Source organism: Pusillimonas sp. NJUB218, from assembly GCF_003788685.1.
GTDB lineage: Bacteria > Pseudomonadota > Gammaproteobacteria > Burkholderiales > Burkholderiaceae_B > Neopusillimonas.
The window spans coordinates 432,431-448,394 of record NZ_NQMK01000001.1 but is presented as its reverse complement, the minus strand read 5'-3'; the positions used below and the strand labels follow the sequence as shown (position 1 = coordinate 448,394).

General features: G+C 54.7%; 18 protein-coding genes. 12 read left to right on the top strand and 6 right to left on the bottom strand.

Features of this window, described 5'->3' with window-relative positions:
• Positions 1 to 14 precede the first annotated feature (14 nt).
• Both CHR62_RS02100 and CHR62_RS15785 read right to left on the bottom strand, forming a co-directional pair.
• Positions 15 to 1,814 (bottom strand): copper resistance system multicopper oxidase, encoded by a 1,800-nt coding sequence (locus CHR62_RS02100; RefSeq protein WP_123659842.1) that lies wholly within the window; start codon positions 1,812 to 1,814, stop codon positions 15 to 17.
• A gap of 941 nt (positions 1,815 to 2,755) precedes the next feature.
• Complete coding sequence (locus CHR62_RS15785; protein WP_233574833.1) at positions 2,756 to 2,932, bottom strand: DUF2933 domain-containing protein; 177 nt, start codon at positions 2,930 to 2,932, stop codon at positions 2,756 to 2,758.
• On the opposite strand from CHR62_RS15785, the gene CHR62_RS15780 reads away from it, so the two are divergent.
• From CHR62_RS15780 to CHR62_RS02070, 6 genes are all read left to right on the top strand, one after another.
• The gene (locus tag CHR62_RS15780) at positions 2,865 to 3,068 is read left to right on the top strand and encodes a hypothetical protein (protein ID WP_233574835.1); all 204 of its coding nucleotides are present in this window, start codon (positions 2,865 to 2,867) and stop codon (positions 3,066 to 3,068) included. The two genes, CHR62_RS15785 and CHR62_RS15780, sit on opposite strands and share 68 nt — an antisense overlap.
• Before the next feature lie 211 nt (positions 3,069 to 3,279).
• Positions 3,280 to 3,963, top strand: coding sequence for a heavy metal response regulator transcription factor (locus CHR62_RS02090; protein ID WP_123659840.1), 684 nt, complete (start codon positions 3,280 to 3,282; stop codon positions 3,961 to 3,963).
• A gap of 8 nt (positions 3,964 to 3,971) precedes the next feature.
• On the top strand, positions 3,972 to 5,393 hold the full coding sequence (locus CHR62_RS02085) for a heavy metal sensor histidine kinase (RefSeq protein ID WP_123659839.1): 1,422 nt from the start codon (positions 3,972 to 3,974) through the stop codon (positions 5,391 to 5,393).
• Between the two features lie 151 nt (positions 5,394 to 5,544).
• Entirely contained in the window at positions 5,545 to 5,985 is a 441-nt protein-coding gene (locus CHR62_RS02080; protein ID WP_123659838.1) for a hypothetical protein, read from the top strand.
• A 511-nt stretch (positions 5,986 to 6,496) separates the two neighbouring features.
• Complete coding sequence (locus tag CHR62_RS02075) at positions 6,497 to 6,802, top strand: AlpA family transcriptional regulator (protein ID WP_123659837.1); 306 nt, start codon at positions 6,497 to 6,499, stop codon at positions 6,800 to 6,802.
• A gap of 5 nt (positions 6,803 to 6,807) precedes the next feature.
• Positions 6,808 to 7,056: a hypothetical protein gene (locus CHR62_RS02070; RefSeq protein ID WP_123659836.1), complete on the top strand. Its 249-nt coding sequence runs from the start codon at positions 6,808 to 6,810 to the stop codon at positions 7,054 to 7,056.
• Between the two features lie 24 nt (positions 7,057 to 7,080).
• Here CHR62_RS02070 and CHR62_RS02065 read toward each other — a convergent pair whose 3' ends face one another.
• The 3 genes from CHR62_RS02065 to CHR62_RS02060 are packed head-to-tail and all read right to left on the bottom strand — an operon-like array spanning position 7,081 to position 8,042.
• Positions 7,081 to 7,575, bottom strand: a complete 495-nt coding sequence (locus CHR62_RS02065) for a zeta toxin family protein (RefSeq protein WP_233574803.1) — start codon at positions 7,573 to 7,575, stop codon at positions 7,081 to 7,083.
• Positions 7,576 to 7,608: 33 nt separating this feature from the next.
• Positions 7,609 to 7,752: a hypothetical protein gene (locus CHR62_RS15775; RefSeq protein ID WP_233574802.1), complete on the bottom strand. Its 144-nt coding sequence runs from the start codon at positions 7,750 to 7,752 to the stop codon at positions 7,609 to 7,611.
• Between the two features lie 56 nt (positions 7,753 to 7,808).
• Positions 7,809 to 8,042 (bottom strand): hypothetical protein, encoded by a 234-nt coding sequence (locus CHR62_RS02060; protein WP_123659835.1) that lies wholly within the window; start codon positions 8,040 to 8,042, stop codon positions 7,809 to 7,811.
• A gap of 329 nt (positions 8,043 to 8,371) precedes the next feature.
• Here CHR62_RS02060 and CHR62_RS02050 point away from each other — a divergent pair, with 329 nt between their 5' ends.
• The 6 genes from CHR62_RS02050 (at position 8,372) to CHR62_RS02025 (ending at position 14,750) form a co-directional block, all read left to right on the top strand.
• Complete coding sequence (locus CHR62_RS02050; RefSeq protein ID WP_123659834.1) at positions 8,372 to 8,647, top strand: type II toxin-antitoxin system RelB/DinJ family antitoxin; 276 nt, start codon at positions 8,372 to 8,374, stop codon at positions 8,645 to 8,647.
• A 138-nt stretch (positions 8,648 to 8,785) separates the two neighbouring features.
• The gene (locus CHR62_RS02045; RefSeq protein WP_233574801.1) at positions 8,786 to 9,514 is read left to right on the top strand and encodes a type IV secretion system protein; all 729 of its coding nucleotides are present in this window, start codon (positions 8,786 to 8,788) and stop codon (positions 9,512 to 9,514) included.
• A 600-nt stretch (positions 9,515 to 10,114) separates the two neighbouring features.
• On the top strand, positions 10,115 to 10,348 hold the full coding sequence (locus tag CHR62_RS15925) for an antitoxin VbhA family protein (RefSeq protein ID WP_123659833.1): 234 nt from the start codon (positions 10,115 to 10,117) through the stop codon (positions 10,346 to 10,348).
• 254 nt (positions 10,349 to 10,602) lie between these two features.
• Positions 10,603 to 12,423 carry an ATP-binding protein gene (locus CHR62_RS02035; protein ID WP_123659832.1) on the top strand — a complete coding sequence of 607 codons (1,821 nt, stop codon included), beginning with the start codon at positions 10,603 to 10,605 and terminating at the stop codon, positions 12,421 to 12,423.
• Between the two features lie 3 nt (positions 12,424 to 12,426).
• Positions 12,427 to 13,332: a sensor histidine kinase KdpD gene (locus tag CHR62_RS02030; RefSeq protein ID WP_123659831.1), complete on the top strand. Its 906-nt coding sequence runs from the start codon at positions 12,427 to 12,429 to the stop codon at positions 13,330 to 13,332.
• Positions 13,329 to 14,750 (top strand): response regulator, encoded by a 1,422-nt coding sequence (locus CHR62_RS02025; protein WP_123659830.1) that lies wholly within the window; start codon positions 13,329 to 13,331, stop codon positions 14,748 to 14,750. The genes CHR62_RS02030 and CHR62_RS02025 overlap by 4 nt, the downstream gene beginning before the upstream one ends.
• A 234-nt stretch (positions 14,751 to 14,984) precedes the next feature.
• Here the strand turns inward: CHR62_RS02025 and CHR62_RS02020 are convergent, their stop codons facing one another.
• Positions 14,985 to 15,878, bottom strand: a complete 894-nt coding sequence (locus CHR62_RS02020; protein ID WP_123659829.1) for an MBL fold metallo-hydrolase — start codon at positions 15,876 to 15,878, stop codon at positions 14,985 to 14,987.
• Between the last annotated feature and the right edge of the window lie 86 nt (positions 15,879 to 15,964).

Sequence of the window (15,964 nt, the reverse complement as noted above, 5' to 3'; positions counted from 1 at the left end):
AAATTCAATTGTTCTCATGCAATCACCACTTCACGGAACATGCCCATATCCATGTGAAACATCAGGTGGCAGTGCCAGGCCCAGCGCCCCAGGGCGTCGGCTGTGACCAGAAAACTGATGCGCTGGGCCGGCTGTACCGGAATCGTGTGCAATCGCGCCTGGAAGGCGCCATCGGGGGTTTCCAGTTCGCTCCAGACGCCGTGCAGGTGCATGGGGTGCGTCATCATGGTGTCGTTGTGCAGAATCACCCGAACACGCTCGCCGTAGCGCAAATGCACCGGCGTCGATTGCCCGAACTCCACGCCGTCAAACGACCAGCTGTAGCGTTCCATGTGGCCTGTCAGGTGCAGCTCGATCTCGCGCTCGGCCCCGCGCGGGTCCATCGCGCCACCCACGGTGTGCAGATCGGCCAGAGTCAGCACCCGGCGGCCGTTGTCGCGCAGGCCAATGCCGGGGTCATCCAGGTTTGTGCGCGGGGTATCCACGCGCATGTCCACGCTGGGGCCATACTCGGTTCGCGCATGACGCACGGTTTTGCTCGCCCCGGCGGAGGCCGCCGAGCCGTGCCCCATGGCCGCATGATTCATACCACCATGATTCATGCCGCCATGATTCATGCCGCCGTGATTCATGGCGGCCGAACCGGCAGCGCCGTGGTTCATCGCCCCATGCCCCATCGCACCATGGTCCATGCCCCCCATGTCACCCATCATGTCGGTCATGGTCAGCCATTGCACCGGATCCAGGGCGGGCACCGGTGCCGTCAGGCCCTCGCGCACTGCCAGGGTGCCACGTGCGTAGCCCGTGCGGTCCATCGACTGCGCGAACACGGTGTAGGCATCGTCCTTGGGCTGCACCACCACGTCGTAGGTTTGCCCGGGTCCAAAGCGGAATTCATCAACCGTCACCGGCTCCACATTCTGGCCGTCGGCCTGCACCACCGTCATCTTCAGGCCAGGAATGCGCACGTCGTAGAAGGTGTTAGCCGCGCCGTTCACGAACCGCAGGCGGACACGTTCGCCCGGGCGGAACAAGCCCGTCCAGTTACCGGCCGGCGTCGTTCCATTCATTAAATAAGTCAGCACATCGGCGGACAGATCGGCCAGATCCGTCGGGCTCATGCGCATCTCGTTCCACATCTGGCGCTTTTCCAAGGCCGCACTCATGCCCATCTGCGACACGTCGCGGAAGAAATCTACGGCCGTCGGCTTGTTGTAGTTGTAGTAGTCGCCCTGAGCCTTAAGCTTGGACAACACCCGCATCGGATGCTCGTCTGTCCAGTCGGAAAGCTGGATGATGTGGTCGCGGTCCACACGAATGGGGTCGGCATCGCGCGGCTCGACAATGATCGCCCCGTACATGCCCTGCGCTTCCTGCATGCCCGAATGCGAGTGGTACCAGTACGTGCCGCTTTGCTCCAGCTTGAACTGGTACACAAAGGTTTCGCCGGGGGGTATGCCCGGAAAACTGATGCCCGGCACACCGTCCATCTGATACGGCAGAATGATGCCGTGCCAGTGAATGGATGTGTCTTCCTTCAGGGTGTTCTTCACCCGTATCGTTACCGTGTCGCCCTCGCGCCAGCGCAGCGTGGGCGCAGGTATTGAGCCATTGATGGTGAACGCCATACGCGGGCTGCCGGTGAAGTTCACCGGCGACTGCCCCACTTCCAGATTGAATTCGGTACCCGTCAGCACGGGGGCCGTGCCGGTACGTGCCTGGGAAGACACGATTCCCGCCGCATGGGCAAACGGCGACAAACCCAGCATCACGCCGCCGGCGGCCAGGCCCTGAACGAAACGGCGACGCGGCATATAGGGGGAAAAACCAGTGCCTGTAAGTCTCACGTGAAATTAATCCTTTAAAAATTGATCTGAAGCATTGCGTAAAGACAAAAAACTCAGTGCCTTTTGATAGAACAACACTGTAGCTAGCAGCAGCTGTCGCTGGCATGACGCCCGAATTACATTTTTGTCATGTCGCTCAATTGCCTCCGTACTTACCGTCGAGAGCTCCGTGAACAGCCACTCTCCAAGAGATAAATGTCGCGGACATCTCTTATCGGCTTATCATGAGTTGACTGAGTTTTCTGATGCAGAATTTTCTGGCATGCGCAAACAACACCCCGCGAGAAGTTACAAAGAAGGGTAAACCCACAGCGACGTGAAATGACAAGGACGAAATTGCCAAACTCTCCCGCACGAAGGCAAGGACTGCCACTAGCAGCAGTCCACCAAGTCGGCACTACAGACTCAATGCAATCAGCAAGCTCAAACTAAAGGACCCAGTGAGAGAAGGAGTTTTGTCCCAAAGGGGAACATTGGGATAGAACTGAATACGAGCCTAGTACATTCGGAGGTGGACACAACGACTATTCTGGCCGATGCGATGCTGATCCATGCTCTGCCGAGCTGCGATGCGGAACTGGTCCTGGATGACTCGGATTACGGGGATGCCGGTAAACACGAAACGCACCAAGGGCGTGAGAAATGGCCTTGGCTAGGATAAACTCAGTGGAAAATCCAGACTCTTAAAATTCTTACTGTTTTTCCGACAGTGGGTCATACAACTGCGATAAACCACTGTCGACAATTTTTTTGAGTAGAAAACCCCTAAAACCCTTTACGGATTCATCATCCATAACATCATGGCCCCCATGCCGAGCCACCAAAGCAAAGCAAGAGCACCAATAACAGCCAACACCACCAAGATAACCTGCTTCATGACCTATCTCCGATAAAGAGCCACCCCTAAATTAACCATGAACAGCAGTGCGGTCAGATCGATCAGTATTTGCTGCCTCTGTCTGCGCAGGTGTCTCAACGGAACGCGGCAAAATAGCAGTATGCGGATCATGAGAGCTCATGCCTCTCATCATTAGAACCATGGCTAAGGGGCAAACCAACAAGAACAAAAACGGTGAAAACGCCACGAGCCACTCGCGTAATGCGGGAACGGCCGCATATCCGACCGCCACTGCTGCAACCAACGTGACGCCAACCTTCATCATCGTCTTCATTGAGCACTTCATAATCATCTCCAATAGTATTGCCCTAGGTTTTCGATAAAAACTTTATAGACATATTGACACTCTATAGAGGTGTGTCTTTCGCCACGATGACGTTGGCATTACATTTGCGTCATCTAACCCGCACGCTCATTTCATTACATTTTTGTCATGCACTGGCCATGGTTTCGTCATGTCGACTGCGTTACATTGGAAAACCATTTAATCACTCTATTTATTGCCCACCAACAATAGGGCTAAATCACACGCCAATGAAACTGCTGATTGTGGAAGACGAGGTGAAAACCGGAGACTACCTTCGGCAAGGGCTTGCCGAAGCCGGCTTTCAGGTGGACTGGGTGCAAACCGGCCTTGACGGCCACCACCGGGCCCTGACCGAGCCTTACGACCTGATCATTCTGGACGTCATGCTTCCCGACGTAGATGGGTGGCGCATTGTGCAGGCGCTGCGCGACGCGCAATCTGCCACGCCCGTGCTGTTTCTTACCGCACGCGACAGTGTTGAAGACCGCGTAAAGGGGCTGGAACTCGGCGCCGACGACTACCTGGTCAAACCCTTTGCCTTTTCCGAATTGCTGGCGCGGGTACGCACCCTGCTGCGACGTGGCGCCATGGCCGTTCTCAGCGAACAGATACAGGTGGCCAATCTGGTGCTGGACATTCCCCGTCGCCGCGCCATGCGAGGCGACGTGCGCATTCACCTGACCAACAAGGAATTCGCCCTGCTCGAACTGCTCGTTCGCCGGCAAGGCGAAGTCCTTCCCCGTTCACTGATTGCATCCCAGGTGTGGGACATGAACTTCGACAGCGATACCAACGTGATCGATGTGGCCGTGCGCAGGCTGCGCGCCAAGATCGACGATGCCTTTGAACCCAAATTGATACACACAGTACGTGGCATGGGCTACATGCTCGACATTCCCGAAGCCAGGTAGGCAGGCATATGCGCAGGCTCCTGACATCCCCGCCCTCGCTGGCCCTGCGCCTGACCATTTCCATCGGCGCGGGCATTACCGCCTTGCTGTTGTGTTTTGGCTGGCTGGTGGAACGCTCGATCAATGCCCACTTCGTGGAACAGGACATCCATGAACTGAACGCCGCCAAAACCTCGATTCAGGCCACCTTGCGGCAATTTGACGACGAAACCGCCGCCAACGCGCTGAAAGCTCACTTCGACAGCACGCTGTCCGGCCACCACAACGCAGAATTCCTGGTCGCTGACAGCAATGGCCAGGTGCTCTACGCCACCCCGGGCGCCAACCTGGAAGCCGCACTCGGACAACTGACTCCGGTGGATGAGATCAACAACAAAACCGTGTCGCCCTGGCAGCATGAAGGCAAGACCTTCCGCAGCGTGCTGGTGCGGTTGGCCGCAGGCACGGGCCAAAAGGTCGAACCGTTTTCTGTCGTTCTGGCCACCGACATCGATTTTCACCTGCATTTTCTGAACAGCTTTCACCGCTACCTGTGGTGGCTGACGGCCGTGGCCTGCCTGATTGCGATTGCCGCCACCTGGCTGGCCGTTCACCAGGGCCACGCACCCATACGTCGCATCAGCCAGCAGATCAATCGCATCAACTCAGAGCAGTTGCATCTTCGGCTGGACTCCACGGGTGTTCCTGCGGAACTGGCCCCCATGGCCACCGCCTTCAACGAGATGATCGACCGACTGGAGGACGGCTTCAGGCGACTGTCGAATTTTTCAGGCGATATCGCCCACGAGCTGCGCACCCCCATTACGAACCTGACCACCCAGACTCAAGTGGCGTTGTCCCGGGCACGAACCGCTCAGGAATACCGCGAAATACTGTATTCAAACCTCGAGGAATACGAGCGCATGGCCAAGATGATTGGCGACATGCTTTTTCTGGCCAAGGCCGATAACGGCCTGATCGAGCCGGAGCGCGCAGCCGTGCCATTGGTAGCCGAACTGCGCGAGCTGGCCGACTTCTTCGAAGCATGGTGTGAGGAACGTAAAGTCGCTATCGTCGTCACCGGCGACGAAACACTGGCGGCCCACGCTGACAGGGCCATGGTGCGCAGAGCATTTTCCAATCTGCTCTCGAACGCCATTCGTTACACGCCGGAAGGCGGCACCGTGCGGGTGAACGTTCGCGGCGAGAGCGATACCGTGCGGATCTGCATTACCAACCCAGGGCCGACCATCGCGGCCGAGCACCTTCCACACATCTTTGAGCGCTTTTACCGACCGGATGCGTCGCGGCACCGCAATGGCGAAGGCGCCGGGCTTGGGCTGGCCATCGTGAAATCGATTGTTCAGGCGCATGGCGGCCAGGTTGGAGCCTCATCTGATAATGGGGTGACGCACTTTGAGGTTTTTTTGAAACATACCCAACGGCCGTAACCAACGGAGCGAACCTAAAGTCCATAACTCTCGCGGACAAAACGTTCTATCTGTGGATCAGAGGTACAAAACGGCCTCAAGCGGTATCAAAAGGGTATTTTTCCTCGAAAACGCTACCTCTGCTACCAGAGCTTGTGCTACCTTTACACGCATGAACGAAGCACATATCGCCCAGCAGCGCCGCGAGCTACTTTCCAAGGCCATTGATCACCTCACCCTCGGTGATCGCAGTGCCTTTGGCCGCCGCCTGGGCTTCAAAGATGGTGCGTTCATCCGGCAGATGCTCAATGGTTCACGCGCCGTTTCCGAAAAAACCATACGCCACATCGAGAGCATTCCCGGAATGCGTGGATGGTTTACCCAGGCTGAAGGCAACGAGCCCCCTGCCCTGCCGCCTATGCATGTAGCAAATGTAAGCCCCGACGACATCGCGGCTCGCTACCGCGCGTCGTCGGTTCCCGTACAGCGGATTGTCGAACTGGTGCTACGCCAGCCAAGTGAGCCCGTGCCCGAATGGGCCACACCGGCCTTGCTGTCGGTAGTAACGGCCGGCCTGGTGCTGGCGCAAGAGCTCGACACAAAGCAACAGTAGCAACGCTACCCTCTTACCCTGGCTTCCCCTCCCGTCTTTCGGGCAATTCGTCCGCCCAATCTCCACATCACCTTCGAAACGTGGCAATTGCATCGCATTGCTACGTTATCTATTGCTCAATTAAAAAGCATTTGCTACTATTAATTCACGCTCTTTAACAACAAGCAATCGATGAACATCACGCCCTGCCGCTTGCGGCACGCGACTGCGTGACTACCTGCAAGGCACCTGGGTAGAAGCAAAACAGGTGAAATCCATGGGCTCAACACCGACCTCTTGCGCGAGGTGCTGTACGGGAACGAGCCCGGGGGTCGGCACTCAGGGATGAGTGTCGCGCCTGTAATCAGCCGATGGCGTCGTAATCGGGCTGAAGACAGCGGGAGAAGACCGCACATCGCTTTACAGCCAGGCGCAGCCCCTCTTGCGCCTGGCCAGCTGTTCTTATTGACCAACTCGCTGCCGTGCCTTGCCGCCAATGTCTGCAGAGCCCGCCGCAAAGAAGATGCAAACCATGACTACTGTTGCAACCGAATTCAATTACTCCGAGCTCGCCCGACAGATTGCGGCGAGAATGTCACCCGAAGCCCTGCTCAGTGCCGAAGATGTCGGCGCGATGCTGGGCTACCCCGCCCGGTATATCCGGGAAACCATTGCCCTGGCTCCGGGATTTCCGGTGGCCATCCGCCTGCGCCTCAATGACGATGGCAAACGCAGCAACCCCAGATGGCGACGTACTGACGTGGAGGAGTGGGTGACCACTCATCTCGCACAGCGCCGCGCACGCTCTGGCCGCCCGCGTAATCAAACAGTGATGTAGTATCAATGGGTCTGATTGATTGTGTTCACCAGACGGAAAAGCAAACGATGACCCCATCCGACGTCCACCTTTTTGTCTCTGCCGATGGGCTTGCCCGTCTGGAGGTGGCGCTTGACAACGACACTATCTGGCTCAGGCAGGCGCAGATGGTCAAACTATTCGACAAGGATGTAAGAACCGTCGGAGAGCTCATCAAGAATATCTACGCCGAGAAAAAGTGCAGAAAGATCCAACTATCCGGAATTTCCGGATAGCTCGGCACGAGAGTCTTTCCCTAATCAGCTCAACCTTTCGAGAACGTACGTCTCAAACCAATGAGGCACCAAATCAGTTTTGAACTCCAATTCAGTCCCATCAGTCACTTCCGCCAGCCAGATCCTATTCTGGCTGGAGTTGTCGAAAATATACGCCCTATCTGAAAGACGAATTGCATCAACCAATAGATCAAGAGATCTGAAGTAGCGCTCAATGATCTTGTCTTCAGGCACATCATGACCATGCATCTTAACGCGATGCCGTACCCGCGAAATATTAATGTCCGGATCTTCAGTGGCTACGTAGTAAAGATAAATCCGAAACCCAGCAGCCTTGGCCCGATGCAAAAAATCGACCTTATCTGACGACGACATTACCGTCTCGAAAGTGAAGTCGATGTTCTGCTCTAGCAACTTTTGGCGAATGAAGTCGGATACGACAGAGGCGAAATAAGAATTGACCAGAGCAGGGTCAAGACATAGCCGGCCCTTGTCAAGACGAAGATGAGAAACCTCCAAGGAGAGCCCTGCGTTCGCCAGAAAGGTGGACTGTCAGAAAAAGGCCAATACGTCTTCAGCATCGACGCACAACTTGAACGCGGCAAAATCAATGCAACCAGATTGTCGCCATGCTTTCTCTATGTCGTCCGGATTGATATACACGCCGAGCAGCGCCTCCGGGATAACTTCCTTCATCGTGCTTTTACCAGACCCATTCGGACCGGCAAACATCCGCAGTCGTGGCACGATCTCTACTTCCTGAGACGAATTTTTGTGCCAGGAGTGACTACCCTGCCTGGGTGCAAAGCCTTCAGAATGGTCCTGGAACCATCAGGATTCGACTTAACCAGTTGCCCGTCCACGACCTCAAGCACACTGCTGCCCGACTTCAGTGCCCGATCATAAGCCTTTCGAACAGCATCCTTGGCAAGGCTTGGGATGTCGCCTTCCTGAATGGCTATTTTTTTCGTTCCTGCTTGCATCATTTTCTCCAAACGACTAGCAAACTGCCACCCTGACTTTTTCCGCCAGGATATTACAAACCAACTCTGGTCATGATAGCCTGAAGCCCGAGAAACGGCCAACGGCTACGGCATCAGGCTGCCGCCAGCGATCGGATGTTGCCACCCTCTGACTGAAGAGGCAACTACTGAGGATTTCTTAGTTGTTCGACAGGAAGGTCAGCGCCCAGTTCGACGATGCATCAAGAATTACCACCTTGATGCAATCACCTCGCTGGGGTGTCGGGTGAGCTTCCGGCGCACCACCAATTTGCGATGCAATGTATCTCAATCACACTCAGCTGGAGACTCTTATGGCAACCACCATGGTGCATGTGCATGTAGACGAAAAGATCAAAGCACAGGCCACGAAAACGCTGGCTTCAATGGGCTTGACCGTGTCTGATGCTGTTCGCCTCTTCCTGACACGGGTTGTTGCCGACAAAGAGCTACCGTTCGCGGTCAAGGCCCCAAATGCCCGTAGCCGTACGGCAATGGCCGAAGCAGGGGAAATCATCAAGAACCGTCGTGCCCGCTTCAATAACCCAGAATCCTTGATTGATGACCTCGAAAAAGCCAGCCGCAAGTAAGCGCACCCATTCAGAACTATTCTCGTAGCCAGAGGCCGAAACAGCGAATTCATCCCATCGCCTCTGGCGATGCATCGGCGCCACAAGACAACCCACCTTTCCCGACCGCCCCTTCCAAACCCGTCTAACACCAGACTGTTGTTTTTATGGGGATACGCAAAAATTTCCCCAAACACCCGCAAACCCTTTATTCATGCGGCTTTTGATTCCGGCCCCGGGCACCAAATTTTAAAGGCCGTCTCTGTTTTGCAGAGACGGCCTTTTGTTTTTGGGGTCCATGGGCATGCCGCGTTTCTTATTCATTTGCCTATGGCCGCGACCATCATCATGGCAAAGCTCGGTCTCGGAATAATGCTTGGTCTTGGGCCTCTATTTATCGCGGCGCTAATGTTTCCAGTCACCGCGAAATGGTTCGACAAATGGTTTGAGCAGGCACTGGCCTACATCCTTGAAATTGCCATCACAATGGTTGTCGTGTCTGTAGGTGTGGAGCTATTCAAGGCGCTGTTCGACAGGGTAATAAGTACGACCACGGACAATCCCATCAGTTCGTTTGTGCAGATAATCGCCCTTGCCTTGATCATCTTCTTCGCGCAGAGAAAAACGAGTGGCTTAGGGGCGAGACTGGCTGGCGGCATCGCCTTTGACGCTGTGACATTCAGGAGCATGGCGCAGGGTATTGGCAACGTGGTGAATCCTAAGACGACTCACCGCGATGTGCAGTCAGGCATGATGGTTACTGCTGGCCGAACCAACCACATGATTGCAGGCAACACCATGTGGAACCCAGCCTATCGGCAACATGTCTTGCAGAACATGGGCAAGAACTGGGGACCGGCAACGGGCGGCTCCGTCGACGGTAAGTGATGTGCATGTTGCGTCCGCATCGGCCTCGCCATCAGCGAGGCCTTTTCATTTATGACCGCACATATCTCCGCACTACGCTTGGGCAACCCCTTCGGTTGCATCCCGCGTCCGTTCTTGCCGGACTGGCCGCGGGGGCAGGTCCAGCGGCTTCGCCTTGTCCTCCCCCCCGCCGACAGGCTGTATGGCTTCCAGAGGCATCAAGGGTGAAGGCTTCGCCCGGGATCCTCACTCGTTCCTTGCGCTACGCTTCGGGCTGCGGCTTCCGGTCCCGCCCTTGACGCCTCTTCCGGCCAAAACGGCGTCAGTAGCGGTGCTATGAAGCGGATGACGGGTCAAGGGGTTGGTGCGGCCCGCAGCCCACAGGGCGAGGACACGGCCCCTTGGCGCGGCAGGAGCGCCCCACGCTATGCCCGGGGGCAAGGGTGGAGAGTCCAGAGAGGCAAAGCCTCTTTGGAAACTACGGCTAGTACGCAGCCGATATTGCTGTCCATAGCAGGTAAAACAAGACAGTTTCAGCGCACCACCTCTGCGGCTGCTCATACCTGGACCAAATTACCCATACTTCTTGTAAAATCGAGTTACCTACGGCAAAGAGACACCATGGCTGGCAAGGGTAAATGCAGGCTGCAGCCTCACAAAACCATATCGGATACCGAACGCAGCCGCCGGCAATCGACAGTTAACTATGCGCGGGCCTCCGTCGGTCTAGAAGGTTTCTCGCTCAGTGAAGCAGATGAGGCCCACGCTCAGCGTTTCGTCGATGGTCAGATAAGCCTGCAAGAGTTTGTGCAGCCGCGCGCTGACGCATTAGCACTCCCAAAGTCTTCGTCATGACAAAGACTTTGGGATTTGGGGACTAGTGCAGGATAGGCTGTCGCCGGGATCTGTAATACGGGTGCGCATCCTCGCATTAATGTGAGGACACGGTTTTTTTACATTTGATCGGGCACCCAATGCCCCTTGAGAATTACCGTCCATCGACGAAAGGATGGACGTAGTAAAGCACCACCGAGGAATTTATGTGCGATCGGTCCGTGCTCATGATGCAAGCGACATCGGCACATTAACTGTCCCAGTAAAGGGGAAGCATGTATATAGAACGCATTCAGGTAGAAGAAGGCTTTCTTTCGGGGTTGGATGTCTCTTTTACGCTAGGACTCAACACGATTATTGGCGCACGCGGAACCGGTAAAACGTCCCTCATCGAGTTGATCCGGTTTTGCCTCGATGCAGCTGGTACTTCGTCAGACACTTCGCGGCGAAGTCGCGAACATGCGATGTCGATTTTGGGGAGTGGTCAAGTCACCGTCTCGTTAATGGCGGACGGGCAGAGAATTCTCGTGACGCGGACAGCCAGCGAGAACGGTCCGCGAGCTAGTGCACCTTTTATAAAGCCCCTTGTTTTCTCTCAAACTGAAATTGAGACAGTAGGTCTGACTCCGAGCGGACGCATTGGGCTGATTGACAGTTTTTTACCGGTCACAGAGGATGACCCTGAAGCGTTGCCCGCCAGTGAAATCCGCTCAGTTTCCTCCCAAATCGAGAAGGTGAGGCGTGAGCTAGAAGAGGCAGCAAAGCGTCTAACTGAGCGCCCCGAGATTGAGGCAGCCTTGGCTGCCGCGCTGGAGGCAGAAAAAAACCTCACGGCTGGCTCTTCACATATTAGTGAGAAGACTGCCGTTTTACAGCAGATCTCCACATCCCTATCGGGCTTTTCTTCGTCACTCGCTGGGCATCAGGCAATCGAAAATTCTCTTGCCGCTTGGTACCAGCAAATCGAGAAGGCCCAGAAAGTCGAGATTCAGTTTACCGGTTTGTCTGCAAATGAGGTCGAGCTTGCCAAGAGTGCAATCGAAGTGGCAAGAGGCAAGATGCAGGAGGCACTCACCGTGGTAGCTGACGCTTATCACAAACTGAAAGCCAAGTCTGAAAGCATCAATGCCTCGAAGTTGCAGTTGGAGGCAAGCGCACGTCAACTGCGCACGGAGGTGGACACCCTGCAAGCCGGTGCTGGCGCGGTAATGCGGAGGGGACAAGAACTGCGGGAGAAGTATTCGGTCATGACCGCTTCTGCCGAACGGGCCGAGGCTTTGCAAGCGCACCTGACAAAGCTTCTGCAAGCACGAGACACCGCGTTGGACAGCCTAGAGGCAATTCGCACTGACCGGGCGAGGCGTCGCGAAGCCGTCGCCGCAGATTTGAATCAGAGGTTGGGCCCAAACATCAAGGTCAGAATCCTTCGCAACGGCCAAGCACCTGCATTTGCGGCAACGATCTCGGACCTTCTGCGTGGAAGCGGTTTGAAATATGGAGAGGTGGTTGGCCCGCTTGCTAGACAGTTAAGTCCCCGAGCCTTAGTGAAGGCTGTCGACGATTTCGACTTCAGGCTTATCGCGCAGATTGCAAATATCAGTGAGGAACGAGCAGCAAAACTCCTCGGATTCTTGCGTTCAGCGGATCTAGGCTCTATTGCGACGTTGAATGTCGATGACGACGTGCAGCTTCAATTGCTTGATGGGCAGGACTACAAAGACTTTGCCGAATTATCGACAGGTCAACGATGCACCGTAATATTGCCAATACTACTCTCGCACCGGAATCGGATGTTGATTGTGGACCAGCCGGAAGACCATATTGATAACGCCTTCATCGCGGCTACCCTAATCCGCTCAATTCTCGATAGCGCGGGTTCAGGACAGGTGCTTTTCTCGACACATAACCCGAATATTCCCGTACTGGGAAGTGCTCAGACAGTTGTGCATATGGGGTCTGACGGCAAAAGAGGGTATGCACTAACCAAAGGACCACTACATGCACCGCAGATTGTCTCTGCGATTTCTTCGGTGATGGAGGGCGGAGCGGAAGCTTTTGCATATCGCGCAAAATTTTATGGTGGTACTGCGAGTTAGCCGATGGAAAGAGACGAGGCTTTGCGGGGGTTAAAAGAAGACGCTCCTCTCCGGCGCTTCGCAGCAGCTCGGACACTTGCGGAAAAAGGAAGGGCTGAGGATGTCGCTGAGCTTCTAGTTGCGAAGAGCCTGGAAGCTGAGGCCTTTGTCTTAGGTTGGCTGGATCAAGCTATTTTGCGTTGTCGTGAAAGAGAGCCGCTTGAGGCCAACCATCCGATAACGATGGTTGATCCAATTGCCTACCGCAAAGCGGTGGAATGGGTAACTGGTGTTTTCGTGCACGAGATTGGCAATAAATTTGGGCTCGCGGAATATTGCGCCGGCGAAGAAATAGCTGATTATGTCAACTCTAAAACTCGAAGCCGAATGTTGGATCTCTCTACAACGTTGGCAGCGATCGAAGATCTCCAGCTTGCAACCCAGTCGACGGCACAGGAAGAGTTTGACCTTGCTGGGTTCGTTGACCAAACGATTTTCGACGAGCAGTTTGACGGAGTTGTTGAGTTGCTTGCGGTGGGCCCCCGCCCGATGCTGGTGTTTGGTGTACCTCGTCTATTGAAGCTGGCGCTACGCAATGGCCTGAGAAATGCCGTGGAAGCATCTAGACAGGTGGAAGCGGTCTATCAAATCCGCGACATCAACCCTGAGGAGCGAGAACGTAGAAAAGTCGTTGTTAACTGGGGGGTTACAGACACTGAATGCTATCTATCTGTGCTCGATTCAGGAGTCGGAATTCCAAAAACAGGCGGATCGTGGTTCGATCTAGGAGCCACAACCAAGCGGGGGCATTCTGGGTTTGGCCTGGCTATCGCCCGCCAAGCAATGGAGACTATGGATGGCGCAGTTGAACTTGGTCCGTCGAATGGCGGCGGTGCGAAGTTTCTTATCACTTGGCAGCTAAACCTATGAACGTTCTTCTTATTGACGACGATCCAAACTACCTTGCTACGCTACATGAGATCGTGAAAAAGCTTGAGAGTGGCGTATCTATCGTCGAAACGGACAACGCCGAGCACGCAATCGAGCTCCTAAATACCCACTTTTTTGATTTCATCGTGCTCGACATGAGCATTCCATGGAATGCAACCGAAACGGCGGATAGTCCCGATCACGGCATGCGTGTTTTAACCGAAGCTCAGGCCCGAGTGGCGGGCACGCCGATCTTCGTGCTTACTGGTTCGCCGGCACGGGCATATGGTGAACACGTCGGAGACCTAGTGCAAGGAGGCGCGAAAGCGGATATTTGGGGTGACGGCGTCGAGCGAGCGGTCATGAACTTCAATTTGAAACGTGATTTGCGGCGTTTCGAGGATGTTTTAGCGGATTACATTGGGGCATATAGGGCAATCCGCAGCGTCGAGTTGGACAAAGGCTCTTTACACATTCGGGAAGGATTTGACCGTCTTATACGAGTATTCGCGCGTTCACTAGATAATGTTTCATGTTCGGTCTCGCAAATCACTGGAGGACTTTCTGGAACGCCTGTGTTCCGGCTTGAGGTTGCTGATGTTCAAGGTAATGTAACACAAGGGGTTATTGGGAAGCTCGGGCCCATTATCAAAATTATGGACGAGGCAAATCGTTATGATAAGTTCGCAAACCGGCTACCACCCGAAGCCACGCCACGAAAGATTCGTGTGCAGAGATGGGGAGGAGGAAGTGAAGCAGCCCTCTTTTATCAGCTTGCAAAGGGATATGAGCAGACCGTTTTCTCCATTATTTCGGACAACGGCCGTATCGTTCATACAATACAAGAACTAGAGCGACTAACTGCGGACTGGGTAAGGCGCACGGAGCTAAAGCAAGTGTGCGAGATCCGTCGCGCGCAGATATCTGACGAGAGATATACACAGATTGTTGAAACCTTCGGTCTCCAATGGACCAAAGAAATTGAGCGAAACTCCGTTCGGACCAGTTGGGCCTGCACGCATGGCGATATGCATGGCGCCAACATTCTCGTCAATGAAGATTCGCGCCCCATTTTGATCGACTTCGGTGACATGTCTGATGGCCCGTCTTCGAGTGATCCAATCACACTGGAGCTTAGTGCCCTTTTTCACTCTGATGGCCCGTTGCGCGAATCAGGGTGGCCAGGAGATGCGGCAAGCACCATGTTTGTGGACGTCGACGCGTACCTGCGAGACTGCCCAGCTGCGGGCTTTGTTAAGGAATGTCGCCGATGGGCTGACGCTCGGGCAACCAGTAAACGTGAACGACTTGCAGTTGCCTACACGTACCTCATCAGGCAATTGAAATACGATGACACTGATAAGCAATTAGCCATTCAGTTGCTGGAAGGAGTAAGGAAGGGCTTTGAGCAAACCTAATTGGTCCTAAGCAGAGCATTCGCGCGAGGGTAACAATACTTCTGCGCCAATAGGCTGCATTCAAACTGTACCGAAATTTCATTGCAGTACAGGTACACACATCACAAGACGCACCAGCCCACCCGTACCCAACACCAAAATTTAAAAGGCCGTCTCTGTTTTCCAAAGACGGCCTTTTGTTTACCTGACGCTTAACTAGTCTGCTTTTAGCACCTTGACTCGTTAACCTACCTCTTACAAATCAATGCGCATCAAGTCTTGTGCCAGGCGAAGCTCGCCACGGTAGCTCTTGCGAATGTCGCGGGCGACTTCGTCCAGGCGTTCGGGGCCCATCAAGTCAACCGGCAAATGGTTACCGGCGGCGCGCTTGATGACGGGGCTCAGCGAGTCAAAGTGCCCGAAGTGGGTGGCCACCAGGCTCTTGACGTTGGCCTTGACTGCCAATTCGCCAAGTTGCAGCGGGCTGGTGTGCGCATAGGTACCTACACCCGAGCGGGCACGATGTTCGAGGAACGATTCGGGGAAGGTGCACTCGTGGATAAGCAAGTCGGCGTCTTTGGCCAAACGGATCATGGCTTCGCACGGTGCGGTGTCGCCGCTGAACGCAACCACTTTGCCTTCTGCTTCGAAGCGGATGCCGAAGCAGTCGGTAATTTCCGTTGGAATATGCTCTACCAGGTCAATATAGACTTTGACGTCTTCATCTTCGTACATCAGGCCGGGTGCCACTTCTGTGACAACGGGTCGGACGGCGCGGATGTTCTTTTGGCGTGCAGGGTAGCTGGCGCGCGCCTGAATATCGATTTTGAATGCGCCTTTTTCGAATGAGTGATCGACAAATTCTTGAATGCCGCGCGGCCCAAATACTTGCAGATCACCCTCGCGGTTGAACACCCAGCTCGACAGCACAAAGAAGGGCAAGCCGCATACGTGGTCGTAATGCAGATGGCTGACAAACACCCAAGGCACATCGGCCGGGTTGATATTGGCTTTGACCATCTGACGCGTGGCGCCTTCGCCGCAATCGAATAAATAGTTTTTCCCGTTATCGAGGGTCACAAGAATGGCGGACTGGTTACGGTCTGGGTCCGGCAGTGCGGCGGCGGTTCCAAGCAAAGTGATTTTCATGGCAGCTCTCTGTAATAAATTTGAAGGTAGTAAAGGTTTTCTAAAAAATCATTAAATTCGTTTTTAAATACTTTTAAGGCCGGTTT

Coding starts and splice junctions, on each gene's coding strand:
- CHR62_RS02100 (WP_123659842.1), bottom strand. CDS start 1,814: ATGCCGCGTCGCCGTTTCGTTCAGGGCCTGGCCGCCGGCGGCGTGATG.
- CHR62_RS15780 (WP_233574835.1), top strand. CDS start 2,865: ATGCCTCTCATCATTAGAACCATGGCTAAGGGGCAAACCAACAAGAAC.
- CHR62_RS02090 (WP_123659840.1), top strand. CDS start 3,280: ATGAAACTGCTGATTGTGGAAGACGAGGTGAAAACCGGAGACTACCTT.
- CHR62_RS02085 (WP_123659839.1), top strand. CDS start 3,972: ATGCGCAGGCTCCTGACATCCCCGCCCTCGCTGGCCCTGCGCCTGACC.
- CHR62_RS02080 (WP_123659838.1), top strand. CDS start 5,545: ATGAACGAAGCACATATCGCCCAGCAGCGCCGCGAGCTACTTTCCAAG.
- CHR62_RS02075 (WP_123659837.1), top strand. CDS start 6,497: ATGACTACTGTTGCAACCGAATTCAATTACTCCGAGCTCGCCCGACAG.
- CHR62_RS02070 (WP_123659836.1), top strand. CDS start 6,808: ATGGGTCTGATTGATTGTGTTCACCAGACGGAAAAGCAAACGATGACC.
- CHR62_RS15775 (WP_233574802.1), bottom strand. CDS start 7,752: ATGAAGGAAGTTATCCCGGAGGCGCTGCTCGGCGTGTATATCAATCCG.
- CHR62_RS02060 (WP_123659835.1), bottom strand. CDS start 8,042: ATGATGCAAGCAGGAACGAAAAAAATAGCCATTCAGGAAGGCGACATC.
- CHR62_RS02050 (WP_123659834.1), top strand. CDS start 8,372: ATGGCAACCACCATGGTGCATGTGCATGTAGACGAAAAGATCAAAGCA.
- CHR62_RS15925 (WP_123659833.1), top strand. CDS start 10,115: ATGGCTGGCAAGGGTAAATGCAGGCTGCAGCCTCACAAAACCATATCG.
- CHR62_RS02035 (WP_123659832.1), top strand. CDS start 10,603: ATGTATATAGAACGCATTCAGGTAGAAGAAGGCTTTCTTTCGGGGTTG.
- CHR62_RS02030 (WP_123659831.1), top strand. CDS start 12,427: ATGGAAAGAGACGAGGCTTTGCGGGGGTTAAAAGAAGACGCTCCTCTC.
- CHR62_RS02025 (WP_123659830.1), top strand. CDS start 13,329: ATGAACGTTCTTCTTATTGACGACGATCCAAACTACCTTGCTACGCTA.
- CHR62_RS02020 (WP_123659829.1), bottom strand. CDS start 15,878: ATGAAAATCACTTTGCTTGGAACCGCCGCCGCACTGCCGGACCCAGAC.